The organism is Cyanobium sp. ATX-6F1, from assembly GCF_047395825.1.
Taxonomy (GTDB): Bacteria; Cyanobacteriota; Cyanobacteriia; order PCC-6307; family Cyanobiaceae; genus ATX-6F1.
Genome location: NZ_JBCEBF010000001.1, coordinates 1,330,856 through 1,345,007, shown reverse-complemented (window position 1 = coordinate 1,345,007; position 14,152 = coordinate 1,330,856). Strand labels below are relative to the sequence as shown.

At 62.8% G+C, this 14,152-nt stretch carries 2 protein-coding genes and 1 pseudogene; 1 reads left to right on the top strand and 2 read right to left on the bottom strand.

All coding sequences use genetic code 11. The annotated features are described in order from the left end of the window. Positions 1-3 precede the first annotated feature (3 nt). Positions 4-1,982: pseudogene (speA, locus tag AAF143_RS07805) on the top strand (biosynthetic arginine decarboxylase). Positions 1,983-1,991: 9 nt separating this feature from the next. On the opposite strand, the gene AAF143_RS07800 reads toward speA, so the two are convergent. Then, the gene (locus AAF143_RS07800; RefSeq protein ID WP_414026741.1) at positions 1,992-4,367 is read right to left on the bottom strand and encodes a YDG domain-containing protein; all 2,376 of its coding nucleotides are present in this window, start codon (positions 4,365-4,367) and stop codon (positions 1,992-1,994) included. Continuing rightward, positions 4,325-14,131, bottom strand: coding sequence for a beta strand repeat-containing protein (locus AAF143_RS07795; protein WP_414026740.1), 9,807 nt, complete (start codon positions 14,129-14,131; stop codon positions 4,325-4,327). The genes AAF143_RS07800 and AAF143_RS07795 overlap by 43 nt, the downstream gene beginning before the upstream one ends. Positions 14,132-14,152: the final 21 nt, after the last annotated feature.

The following is a 14,152-nucleotide window of genomic DNA, read 5'->3' as shown; positions in this document are numbered from 1 at the left end:
CCGATGGTCGCCTCGAGCACCGCTGCTGATGCCGCTGCTGACGCCAATTACGGCGCCATTGCAGACCCCACTGCGGGCGGGACAACCTGGTCGGTGGCGGACAGCGCCCACCTCTATGGGCTCGATGGCTGGGGGGAGCCCTACTTCTCGATCAATGGCCGCGGCCACGTGATGGTGCAACCCCGGGGCGACCGGGGGGCTCGTTGGATCTAGTCGAGCTGGTGCAGGGGCTGCAGGGACGGAACCTGGGCCTGCCGCTGCTGATTCGCTTTGATGACATCCTCGAGGACCGGCTGGAGCGGCTGCACGCCGCCTTCGAGCGGGCGATCGCCCAGTACGGCTACTCCGGCCGCTACCAGGGGGTGTTCCCGGTGAAATGCCACCAGCAGCGCCACGTGGTCGAGCAGCTGGTGGAGAGCGGCCGGCGCTGGCATTTCGGTCTGGAGGCGGGCAGCAAGGCGGAGCTGCTGATCGCCCTCTCCCTGCTCGATGACCCGGAGGCACTGCTGATCTGCAATGGCTACAAGGACCGTCGCTACATCGAAACGGCGATCCTGGCCCGGCGGCTTGGGCGCCAGCCGGTGGTGGTGATCGAGCAGGCCGATGAGGTCGAGCGGATCATCGAGGCGAGTGCGGCCCTGGGGGCAGCACCGTTCATCGGCGTGCGCGCCAAACTTTCGGTCCGCAGCACCGGGCGCTGGGGAAGTTCGGTGGGGGATCGTGCCAAGTTCGGCCTCTCGATCCCCGACCTGCTCACCACGGTGGAGCGCCTGAGGGCCGCGGGGCTGCTGGGGGAGCTGCGCCTGCTGCACTTCCACGTGGGCAGCCAGATCAACGACATCGCCGTGCTCAAGGACGCCCTGCAGGAGGCGGGCCAGATCTACGTTCAGCTGGCCCAGCTGGGGGCGCCCATGGGCTACCTCGATGTGGGCGGTGGCCTGGGCATCGACTACGACGGCAGCCGCACCGCCACCGCCGCCTCCACCAACTACTCGCTGCAGAACTACGCCAACGACGTGGTGGCCACGGTGCGGGAGTGCTGCGAACCCCTGGGCGTTGCCCTGCCCACCCTGGTGAGTGAGAGCGGCCGGGCGCTCGCCAGCCACTTCAGCGTGTTGGTGTTCGATGTGCTCGGCGCCGCCGGCGTGCCGGACGCGGTGCCCGAAGCGCTGGAGGGTGAACCGCTGATCGTGCGCAACCTGCGTGACACCCTGGCCGGCATCAACGCCACGGAGCACGGCGACACCCGGCACCTGCAGGAGGCCTGGAACGACGCGCTCAAGTTCAAGGAAGACGCCCTCTCGGCCTTCCGCCTCGGCTACCTGAGCCTGCCGGAACGGGCCCTGGCGGAGCAGCTCACCTGGGCCTGCTGCCAGGCGATCGCCCAACGGCTACCAGCCGTCGGCGTACCCGATGAGCTCAAGGGGCTACAGGCCGCCCTGGCCAGCACCTACTACGCCAACCTCTCGGTGTTCCGTTCAGCGCCCGACACCTGGGCGATCGATCAGCTGTTCCCGGTGATGCCGATCCACCGGCTGGGCGAACGACCCGATCAGCTCGGCAGCTTCGCCGACCTCACCTGCGACTCCGACGGCAAGCTGGCCCGCTTCATCGACCGCGGTCAGGTGAAGCCGCTGCTGGAACTGCACGCGCTCAAGCCAGGCGAGCCCTACTGGATCGGCTTGTTCCTGGGCGGGGCCTACCAGGAGGTGATGGGCAACCTGCACAACCTGTTCGGCAGCACCAACGCCGTACACATCCGCCTGGCCGCCGGCGGCGGCTACCGCCTGGATCACGTGGTGCGGGGCGACACCAACGCCGATGTGCTCCAGGCGATGGAGCACCAGCCTGAGTTGCTGCTGGAACGGCTACGTGTGGCCAGTGAGGCGGCGATCAGCCGCGGCGATCTGCGCATCAACGACGCCCAGCGGCTGATGGACCACCTGGAGAGCAGTCTGGGGCAGATCACCTACCTGCAGTGAGGGCGAGGCTCAACGGCCGCTGATCCGGCGACGCACCGCCTGAATCACCTCCCGCAGGCTCTGCTGCAGCTGGGCCGGGCTTGGGGCCACCCTGCCTCCGCCCTCCAGGCCGAGCTTGGAGGCGGTGTCTTCCAGCGCCTTCTGCTCTGAGGACGTGAATTGATCGTTCACCTGCTGGGGAGACAACTGCTGCACGGCCCGATCAAACAGGCCCTGGGGGCCGCCCGAAAGGCTGAGCACCGCGCCGGAAGGCCAGGTCTGATTGAAGGCCGTAGAGGGGAACAGCGCTTGCAGCAAGCGCAGGCTGAACGGATCCGCAGTGGCCCCCGTTGCGGCCAAGGCGGCCGAGGGGGCGGCCGCGGGGGCAGACGGAATGGGCCGTGTCCATTCGAGATTGAGCTGCACCGGCTGGCTGTAGATCGAGCCATCGGCCAGCAGGACGGCCGATTCCGCCAGGGCCCGCTGATCCGCCGCCGTGAACTGCTCCATCACCTGCAGGGATGAGAGCAACTGAATCGAACGCTCCGCCACGGTCGACGCGTCCACCACCCCACCGAGCACGGGACCCGGGGGCCAGGCCGTGCTGATCGCCGCTGACGGGTACAGATCCTGATAGAGCCGCAGGGCGCTGGGCTCGACAGCCGGCATCAGAGACGCCAGCAGTGAAGGGGCCGCCTCCGCCACAGCCCCGGCCCCGGCCCCGGCCCCGGCCGAGGGGAACAGGTCCTGGGCCAGGCGAAGGTTCATCAGTTCGCCGAAAGAGCGAGCGGCCTCCAGGGCGAACACCGGGTTGCTCAGCAGTTCGGGATCAAGCTGCAGGGGCTGGCCATAGGGCGAAGCGAGGGCCAGATCGCTGAAGAGCTCAGCGAAACTTCCCGACGTGGGGCTGTCCCACACCGCCAGGGGACCCTGAGCTGACGTCATCCAAGTGTCGGCGAACAGGAACGCCGATTCGCTCAGGCTGATCGAGAGCGGATCGATCCCCACTTGCTCCCACTGGGCGACCAGCAACGAACCCGGTGCCGTGTAATCAACGCTGGAGAGCGGAGAGCTCTGACCAAGATCGACGCTGAACTGGAATGCCACCTCAGCGGGCAGCGCCTCGATCGAGGGCAGATCAGGCAGCACCGTCACGGCGCCCAAGTCCACGCCGTTCACGAACAGACGGCCGCCGATGATGCTGGCGTTGTTAACGATTGAGCCGGCGAACAGGCTGAACGACGCCCCACCGCCGCCGACCAGGGATGTGGCGGCATCGAGACTCAAGGTGGCGGTGTTGGCCGAACCCAACAGGATCGAGCCACCACTGAGACCGACCACGTTCAATGTGGAGCCGACCAGGGCGATGGCACGGCCGTCGATGGTGATCGTGCCGCCCAGGCCCGGCGGATCGGCCACCAGGCTGCTGTTGGTAATGGTGGTGCTGCTCGGCAGGGTTTTGAGACCCAGCTGAATCAAACCACCGTCGCTGGCACCGGAGGTGTTCAGCGTGGCGTTGGTGAGTGTGAGCGAGCTGCCATCAAGCTGCACCGTGCCGCCGGCACTGCTGCCGCTGGCATCGACGCGGGCACCCAGAAGGCTCAGGGGGCCGCCGCTGCTCACGGAGATCAGAGCGCCGGGGCTGGTGAGCAATGAACCGGAGGCAAGCAAGGTGGGGCCGCTGGAGCTGAGGCTGATGGGACCACCAGCGGAGCTCACAGCGCCGCTGAGATTGAGGCCGCCGGCGCTGCTGGAGAGGCTCACGGGGCCCGTAGCCCCCACGCCACTGAGGTTCAGGTCGCCGCTGGTCTGGGTGATCGCAACGCTGGAGAAGTTGCTGCCAAGGCTGCCGCCGTTCTCCGTGTAGGTCCCATTAAGCGCGAGTGGGCCGCTGCCGTTCACCAGCCCTTCGTTGATCAACGTGGCGGTGGAGAAGCTGCCGCCATTGAGGCTCAAGCTGGCGCCGCTGGCCACGGATGTGGCACCACTCACCGCCAGGGAACCACCGGTGATGCTGAGGTTTTGATCGTTGAAGAGGCTTTGCAGGTTGGTGCTGCCGGCGGCGGCGTCATAGGTGAGGGCGCCGCTGCCGACTGGGATCGCCACGGCGGCCACGTTGGAGCCGCTGGGCAGGGCATCCCAGTTGGCCGGATCGCTCCAGTTGCCGGCAGTGGAGGCGCTCCAGGTGGCGAGGGGGCGGATGGCGATGTCGGCGGAGAGGCTGCTGGAAGGCAGCAGGCTGTAGTTGGCAGCGTCGGTGCCACCAAGGCCCAAGCCGCTGACGGCCACGGGCTTGGCCAGGCCCACGTTGGCATCGGCGAACAGACCTGTGCCACCAGCAAGGGCCACACGGTCACCCGCGATCAGACCCGTAAGGGTCGCGCCGCTGGTGCTGATCGTCGCCACGGTGTTGCCGTCGTAGACCTTGTTGTTCGCGAGAACCCCGTGGCCGTGAGGTCTAGGGGACTGATCGTGTAGATGGACGCTGACGTGAAGCCCGAGAAGGAGTAGTTCGCCGCATCAGAGCCGCTGAGGGCCGTGCTGGCGGATTGGGTGTAACCGCCAACGATGGCTTGGCCGCCGGTGCTGAGGATGGAGGTGTTGACGGAGATGGCAGAGCCGACGAGATCACCGGAGAAGAGATTGCCAAAGCTCACCGCGCCTGGGGTGAGGGCAGAGCCGTAGGTCGAACTGCCCGAAGCAATCGCTGCGCCTGTGAGCGCCAGCGGGCTGATTGTGTAGTTAGGCGTTGATGTGAAGCCCGAGAAGCTGTAGTTCGCCGCATCAGAGCCGCTGAGGGCCGTGCTGGCGGATTGGGTGTAGGCACCAACGATCGGGTTGCCGCCCGTGCTCAAGGTGGAGGTGTTGACCGCAGCGGCAGCTCCGACGAGATCACCGGAGAAGAGGTTGCCAAAGCTCACCGCGCCTGGGGTGAGCGCTGAGCCGTAGATGGAACTGCCCGAGCCGATCGCCGCGCCTGTGAGGGCGAGCGGGCTGATCGTGTAGTTGGGCGTTGAGGTGAAGCCCGAGAAGCTGTAGTTCGCCGCATCGCCACCGATGAGGGTCGTGCCAGCGGATTGGGTGTAGGCGCCAACGATGGAGTTACCGCTACTGCTCACGCCGCCTGTGTTGACGGAAGCCGTGGCGCCAACGAGATCCCCTACGAGGAGATTGCCAAAGCTGACGGCGCCGGGGGCAAGTGCTGAGCCGTAGATGGAACTGCCCGAAGCGATCGCAGCGCCTGTGAGGGCCAGCGGACTGATCGTGTAGTTGGGAGTTGATGTGAAGCCTGAGAAGCTGTAGTTCGCCGCATCGCTACCGCTGAGGGTGGTGCTGACCGTTTGGGTGTAGGCGCCAACGATGGAGTTGCCGCTACTGCTCACGCCGCCTGTGTTGACGGAAGCCGTGGCGCCGACGAGATCCCCTGAAAAGACATTGGAGAAGCTGACCGCACCGGGGCTGAGGGCCGAACCGTAAATGGAGCTGGAGGGCGCAATCGCGGCACCGGTGAGCGCGAGGGGATTGATCGTGCCCAGGGCGGTACCGGTCGCTGTTGAGCTGGCCAACTGGTAGCCATACACCGCGACCGCACCCTCGCTGGCCCCGGTGATCGCCACCCCAGCAGCGGAGACATCCTTACCACTGCCGGCATCCTTCGCACCACGCCCCCCGGTCCCGGCCGATGTGTACGTGCCCAGCGTGGGATTGTTCACCTGTACGGTGTCGCTGTCGATCGCGCCAGTGACGAGATAGTTGCCAGCCGCGAGCGGGGCTGCCACGGTGCCGTCGTAGGTCTTGCTGATGCTGCCGGTGAGGCTGGCCGTGACCGTTGGCGTGGCGCCGTAGAGGAAGCCATTGCCGGCGCCCACTACGGGGGTCGCACTGCCGTAGGTGATGCCGTATTGCTTGAAGGCATAGCTCAAGCCGCCGCGGTTGTCGGTCAGGGGGCTGGCGGAATAGACCAACCAGCGCGCCCCTGGTGCGACCGCTAGCGCCCCGGCGCCGGCCAGGTTGGTGAAGGCGCCCGTGCCGGCCTCGAGCACCAAGGAACTCCCCGTGCTTGCCGTGGCGTTCAGCACGACACCGGGCTGCAGCGTCAGCCCTGTGGCACCGCGGCCCAGCAGGGTGGTGGCCGTCACGGGTCCATCGATCAGCAGGTTTCCAGCCGCCGCCGTGAACGACACCGGTCCATTGACGCTCCAGGCGCCCGGGCTGAGATCACCGCTGGCCTGGTTGAGCGTGACCCCGGTGAGGCTGGTGCCCGTGGTTCCGCCCGTACGCGTGAAGGCATTGGAAACCGTGAGGCTGCCGCTGCCACCCAAAGCTCCGCCGTTGAGGGCCAACGACGATGCGCTGAGGGGCGATTCAATGTTCAGGGTGCCATTAACGGTGAGATCGCCAGCGAGGTTGGAGGCGGTGCCTGGATCGTTCAGTGTCAACGACCCACCGGAATTGATTGTGAGGTTGTTAGCAACAAGGCTGTTGAGCCCCTTGACGCTCTGGCTGCTGGAGAGGGTCACATCAACACCGCCCACCAGGTTCAGGTAGGCCACATCGGTGGTGGTGGGCAATTGATCGCCGCTCCAGTTGGCGAGGGTTTCCCAGCCGGTGGTGCCGCCGCCGCCATCCCAACAGACGCCCAGGCAGCTCAGGCCGGAATTGGTGAGTCGGTAGACGCTGCCCACAATCGCGCCGTTGAATCCCGAAGGCAGATTCGAGCTGGCAAAGCTGCCGGTGGTGGTGGCGGAGAGGATCACATCGAAGTTCTGGCCTGGGCTGGGGCTATAGCCATTGATCAACTGGGCGTTGATCGTGCCATCGAGGCTTGCGTTGCCGACGACGTTTGCAGTAAACAGCCTGTCGTATTGGCTTCCCGTGGCGCCACCAATGTCCAGGTTGAGCACGGAGGTGCTGCCCAAGATCAGGTTGTCGGCGCCTATTACTCCAACCACGCCATCACCACCGGGGCTGATCGTGCCAAAGTTGATCAACGTGCCAAAATAGACTTCAATGCCACCCGAGAGGGTGCCGGTGGAGGCATTCGTCAAGTCGGATTGGACCTGAAAGCTTGCATCTGAAGCCGTCTGAATCAGCCCATTATTCTGTATCAAAGAATTAGGGCTAACCACTAACGTGCCAGATCTCACATCCACCAAGCCGTTGTTGGTCAGATTCACGCTACCCAAGAAGCTAATTCCCAGCCCACTCTTGCGCAGCTCTCCTCCAGTCAAATTGTTGAACGCGAACGTGAATGATCCGGCAGCATCCCAGACATCACCGATCTCCACATCGAACAAGCCGCTGTTATCAATTACACCATCAGCACTATAATTTAATCCCTCAGCCAACCATTGAACCGTCCCCTGATTCGTCAGCCGACTCAAGCCATACGTGCCAGGAACAATCCCACTCCCGCCACCCACCACCAGCGTTGCCCCACTCCCCACCGTTAATGATCCCGCTCCAGCAAGGGTGCCGCCGGCCCACACCGAATTTCCATTCAGTGTTAGCGCTCCATTGGTCGTCAACGCGCCATCGTAGATGGCTAGTTCACCATTCAATGTGGAGCTCGTTCCTGAATCATTCAGGGTCAACAAACCACCGGAATTGATCGTGAGGTTGTTACCCACGATGCTATTGAGACCTTTGACGCTCTGGCTGCTGGAGAGGGTCACATCGACACCGCCCACCAGGTTCAGGTAGGCCACATCGCTGGTGGTGGGCAATTGATCGCCACTCCAGTTGGCCAGGGTTTCCCAGCTGGTGTCACCACCGCCGCCATCCCAACAGACCCCCAGGCAGCTCAGGCCGGAATTGGTGAGCCGGTAGACGCTGCCAAAGACGATCGCCCCATTGAAACCAGAAGGCAGATTCGAGCCGGCAAAGCTACCGGTGGCGGTGCCGCCGGATGTGATCACATCAAAGTTCTGGCCCAGGCTGGGGCTAAAACCATTGATGAGTTGGGTGTTGATCGTGCCCCCGAGGTTCACATTGCCCGAAACCGCCAGCCGGTCGTATTGACTGCCAGGCGTGGCGCCGCCCAGGTCGAGGTTGAGTACGGAGGTGCTGCTCAGGGCCAGGACGCCGGTGATGCTGAGAGCACCCGCCACGCCATCGCCGCCGGGGCTGATGGTGCCGAGGTTGGTGAGCGTGTTGCCGGCGCCCACATCGATGGTGCCAAAGCCCGAGAGGGTGCCGGTGGAAGCATTGGTGAAGCCGCCGCTCTTCTGAAAAACGGCTCCAGCGGCCACATCAATCGCGCCCGACTGGGTCAGTGAACCGCCAATCGACAGCGTGCCCACATCAACATTCACCGTGCCCGTGTTGTTGAAGTTGACGTCAATCGTGTGCGCACCGACCACCGTCTGGTTCAATGTCCCCGCATTGATCACCTCCGCTGTGCCGGCCCAATAGCTCAGCGGCGTGCCAGCGGCGCTCGATAGATTCAAGGTCGCGCCCACCGCATTCGTCAGCGTGTTGGCGCCCCCTCCGACAAAGCCAAAGTAGATCAAGTCATCACCACCGATCGTCAGTGTGCCTTCGTTCACCCAGTTCTTACCGTTCGAAATGTTTAGAGAGCCTCCACTCACGCTGGGCATGTTCACCGTGCTGGTGCCCTGCGTCGTGAACAATCCAGGTCCACTCAGGTAGCTGGAGGAGGTGACGTCAAACGCCCCACTGACCGTCACATCACCCGTGCCACCTAGCGTGCCGCCATCGAGTTGCAGATTGCTGCCGATCGTCAGACCACTGTTGGCATTCACCGTCGCACCCGAGACGCTCAGCGTTCCCAGGCCGGTGATGTTGCTGCCCGCATTCAGGTCGCGTGTACCGCTGCTGAAGTTGAGCGTGGTTCCCGCATCCACCGCGTAGCTGCCGCTGTCGCTACCGCTGCCGCCAATCGACAGCGTGCCCACATCAACATTCACCGTGCCCGTGTTGTTGAAGTTGACGTCAATCGTGTGCGCACCGACCACCGTCTGGTTCAATGTCCCCGCATTGATCACCTCCGCTGTGCCGGCCCAATAGCTCAGCGGCGTGCCAGCGGCGCTCGATAGATTCAAGGTCGCGCCCACCGCATTCGTCAGCGTGTTGGCGCCCCCTCCGACAAAGCCAAAGTAGATCAAGTCATCACCACCGATCGTCAGTGTGCCTTCGTTCACCCAGTTCTTACCGCCCTCAAGGTTCAAGTAGCCTCCGAGCTCACTGGGCATGTTCACCGTGCTGGTGCCCTGCGTCGTGAACAATCCAGGTCCACTCAGGTAGCTGAAGGAGGTGACGTCAAAGGCACCACTGACCGTCACATCTCCCGTGCCACCCAGCGTGCCGCCATCGAGTGGCAGATTGCCGACCGTTAGACCACTATTGACGTAGAGCGATCCATTATTACTTACGGAAAGCGACGTTCCGCTGGCTAAAAAGTCAAGCGCGATGTTGGCATTCACCGTCGCACCCGAGACGCTCAGCGTTCCCAGGCCGGTGATGTTGCTGCCCGCATTCAGGTCGCGTGTACCGCTGCTGAAGTTGAGCGTGGTTCCCGCATCCACCGCGTAGCTGCCGCTGTCGCTACCGCTGCCGCCAATCGACAGCGTGCCCACATCAACATTCACCGTGCCCGTGTTGTTGAAGTTGACGTCAATCGTGTGCGCACCGACCACCGTCTGGTTCAATGTCCCCGCATTGATCACCTCCGCTGTGCCGGCCCAATAGCTCAGCGGCGTGCCAGCGGCGCTCGATAGATTCAAGGTCGCGCCCACCGCATTCGTCAGCGTGTTGGCGCCCCCTCCGACAAAGCCAAAGTAGATCAAGTCATCACCACCGATCGTCAGTGTGCCTTCGTTCACCCAGTTCTTACCGCCCTCAAGGTTCAAGTAGCCTCCGAGCTCACTGGGCATGTTCACCGTGCTGGTGCCCTGCGTCGTGAACAATCCAGGTCCACTCAGGTAGCTGAAGGAGGTGACGTCAAAGGCACCACTGACCGTCACATCTCCCGTGCCACCCAGCGTGCCGCCATCGAGTGGCAGATTGCCGACCGTTAGACCACTATTGACGTAGAGCGATCCATTATTACTTACGGAAAGCGACGTTCCGCTGGCTAAAAAGTCAAGCGCGATGTTGGCATTCACCGTCGCACCCGAGACGCTCAGCGTTCCCAGGCCGGTGATGTTGCTGCCCGCATTCAGGTCGCGTGTACCGCTGCTGAAGTTGAGCGTGGTTCCCGCATCCACCGCGTAGCTGCCGCTGTCGCTACCGCTGCCGCCAATCGACAGCGTGCCCACATCAACATTCACCGTGCCCGTGTTGTTGAAGTTGACGTCAATCGTGTGCGCACCGACCACCGTCTGGTTCAATGTCCCCGCATTGATCACCTCCGCTGTGCCGGCCCAATAGCTCAGCGGCGTGCCAGCGGCGCTCGATAGATTCAAGGTCGCGCCCACCGCATTCGTCAGCGTGTTGGCGCCCCCTCCGACAAAGCCAAAGTAGATCAAGTCATCACCACCGATCGTCAGTGTGCCTTCGTTCACCCAGTTCTTACCGCCCTCAAGGTTCAAGTAGCCTCCGAGCTCACTGGGCATGTTCACCGTGCTGGTGCCCTGCGTCGTGAACAATCCAGGTCCACTCAGGTAGCTGAAGGAGGTGACGTCAAAGGCACCACTGACCGTCACATCTCCCGTGCCACCCAGCGTGCCGCCATCGAGTGGCAGATTGCCGACCGTTAGACCACTATTGACGTAGAGCGATCCATTATTACTTACGGAAAGCGACGTTCCGCTGGCTAAAAAGTCAAGCGCGATGTTGGCATTCACCGTCGCACCCGAGACGCTTAGCGTTCCTAGGCCGGTGATGTTGCTGCCCGCATTCAGGTCGCGTGTACCGCTGCTGAAGTTGAGCGTGGTTCCCGCATCCACCGCGTAGCTGCCGCTGTCGCTACCGCTGCCGCCAATCGACAGCGTGCCCACATCAACATTCACCGTGCCCGTGTTGTTGAAGTTGACGTCAATCGTGTGCGCACCGACCACCGTCTGGTTCAATGTCCCCGCATTGATCACCTCCGCTGTGCCGGCCCAATAGCTCAGCGGCGTGCCAGCGGCGCTCGATAGATTCAAGGTCGCGCCCACCGCATTCGTCAGCGTGTTGGCTCCCCCTCCGACAAAGCCAAAGTAGATCAAGTCATCACCACCGATCGTCAGTGTGCCTTCGTTCACCCAGTTCTTACCGCCCTCAAGGTTCAAGTAGCCTCCGAGCTCACTGGGCATGTTCACCGTGCTGGTGCCCTGCGTCGTGAACAATCCAGGTCCACTCAGGTAGCTGGAGGAGGTGACGTCAAAGGCACCACTGACCGTCACATCTCCCGTGCCACCGAGTGTGCCGCCGCTGAGGACAAGACTCGGTAACGTGATCGGATTAGTGGTGTTGACGTTGAGCGCGCCGCCGCTGATGCTCACAGGCGCCAAAGTGCCGGTGATGGCACTGCCATTGAGATTCAGCGCACCACTAGCGACTGTGAGCGGCGTGCCCGTTGACGCGATATCCAAAAGGTTGTTGGCATTTACCGTCGCACCCGAGACGCTTAGCGTTCCTAGGCCGGTGATGTTGCTGCCCGCATTCAGGTCGCGTGTACCGCTGCTGAAGTTGAGCGTGGTTCCCGCATCCACCGCGTAGCTGCCGCTGTCGCTACCGCTGCCGCCAATCGACAGCGTGCCCACATCAACATTCACCGTGCCCGTGTTGTTGAAGTTGACGTCAATCGTGTGCGCACCGACCACCGTCTGGTTCAATGTCCCCGCATTGATCACCTCCGCTGTGCCGGCCCAATAGCTCAGCGGCGTGCCAGCGGCGCTCGATAGATTCAAGGTCGCGCCCACCGCATTCGTCAGCGTGTTGGCGCCCCCTCCGACAAAGCCAAAGTAGATCAAGTCATCACCACCGATCGTCAGTGTGCCTTCGTTCACCCAGTTCTTACCGCCCTCAAGGTTCAAGTAGCCTCCGAGCTCACTGGGCATGTTCACCGTGCTGGTGCCCTGCGTCGTGAACAATCCAGGTCCACTCAGGTAGCTGAAGGAGGTGACGTCAAAGGCACCACTGACCGTCACATCTCCCGTGCCACCCAGCGTGCCGCCATCGAGTGGCAGATTGCCGACCGTTAGACCACTATTGACGTAGAGCGATCCATTATTACTTACGGAAAGCGACGTTCCGCTGGCTAAAAAGTCAAGCGCGATGTTGGCATTCACCGTCGCACCCGAGACGCTTAGCGTTCCTAGGCCGGTGATGTTGCTGCCCGCATTCAGGTCGCGTGTACCGCTGCTGAAGTTGAGCGTGGTTCCCGCATCCACCGCGTAGCTGCCGCTGTCGCTACCGCTGCCGCCAATCGACAGCGTGCCCACATCAACATTCACCGTGCCCGTGTTGTTGAAGTTGACGTCAATCGTGTGCGCACCGACCACCGTCTGGTTCAATGTCCCCGCATTGATCACCTCCGCTGTGCCGGCCCAATAGCTCAGCGGCGTGCCAGCGGCGCTCGATAGATTCAAGGTCGCGCCCACCGCATTCGTCAGCGTGTTGGCTCCCCCTCCGACAAAGCCAAAGTAGATCAAGTCATCACCACCGATCGTCAGTGTGCCTTCGTTCACCCAGTTCTTACCGCCCTCAAGGTTCAAGTAGCCTCCGAGCTCACTGGGCATGTTCACCGTGCTGGTGCCCTGCGTCGTGAACAATCCAGGTCCACTCAGGTAGCTGGAGGAGGTGACGTCAAAGGCACCACTGACCGTCACATCTCCCGTGCCACCGAGTGTGCCGCCGCTGAGGACAAGACTCGGTAACGTGATCGGATTAGTGGTGTTGACGTTGAGCGCGCCGCCGCTGATGCTCACAGGCGCCAAAGTGCCGGTGATGGCACTGCCATTGAGATTCAGCGCACCACTAGCGACTGTGAGCGGCGTGCCCGTTGACGCGATATCCAAAAGGTTGTTGGCATTTACCGTCGCACCCGAGACGCTTAGCGTTCCTAGGCCGGTGATGTTGCTGCCCGCATTCAGGTCGCGTGTACCGCTGCTGAAGTTGAGCGTGGTTCCCGCATCCACCGCGTAGCTGCCGCTGTCGCTACCGCTGCCGCCAATCGACAGCGTGCCCACATCAACATTCACCGTGCCCGTGTTGTTGAAGTTGACGTCAATCGTGTGCGCACCGACCACCGTCTGGTTCAATGTCCCCGCATTGATCACCTCCGCTGTGCCGGCCCAATAGCTCAGCGGCGTGCCAGCGGCGCTCGATAGATTCAAGGTCGCGCCCACCGCATTCGTCAGCGTGTTGGCGCCCCCTCCGACAAAGCCAAAGTAGATCAAGTCATCACCACCGATCGTCAGTGTGCCTTCGTTCACCCAGTTCTTACCGCCCTCAAGGTTCAAGTAGCCTCCGAGCTCACTGGGCATGTTCACCGTGCTGGTGCCCTGCGTCGTGAACAATCCAGGTCCACTCAGGTAGCTGGAGGAGGTGACGTCAAACGCCCCACTGACCGTCACATCACCCGTGCCACCTAGCGTGCCGCCGTTGATCGTCAGTCCACCGTTCAAGCTGGAACTCGTGCCTGAATCATTCAGCGTCAACGACCCACCGGAATTGATCGTGAGGTTGTTTCCAGCGATGCTGTTCAGCCCTTTGACGCTCTGGCTGCTGGAGAGGGTCACATCGACACCGCCCACCAGGTTCAGGTAGGCCACATCAATGGCGGTGGGTAAAAGATCTCCACCCCAGTTCGCCACATTTTCCCAGCTGGTGTCACCACCGCCGCCATCCCAGCAGATCCCCAGGCAGCCCAGGCCGGAGTTAGTGAGCCGGTAGACGCTGCCCACAATCGCCCCGTTGAACCCAGAAGGCAGATTGGAGCTGGCAAAGCTGCCGGTGGCGGTGCCGCCGGCGGTGATCACATCAAAGCTTTGCCCGGAGGGTACGAAGCCATTGATCAGGGGGCTGTTCAAGGTGCCCCCCAGGGTCACGTTGCCTGAAACCGCCAGCCGGTCGTACTGACTGCCAGCGGTGGTGCCTCCCAGTTCGGCTTCAATGATGCCGCTTGCGCTGCTGACGAAATTGCCGGTGATGTTGAGCGTGCCCGCCGCGCCCGTACCGCCGGGTTTGATCGTGCCGTTGTTGGTTACCGTACCGGTGCCCACATTGATGGTGCCGCTGCCCTG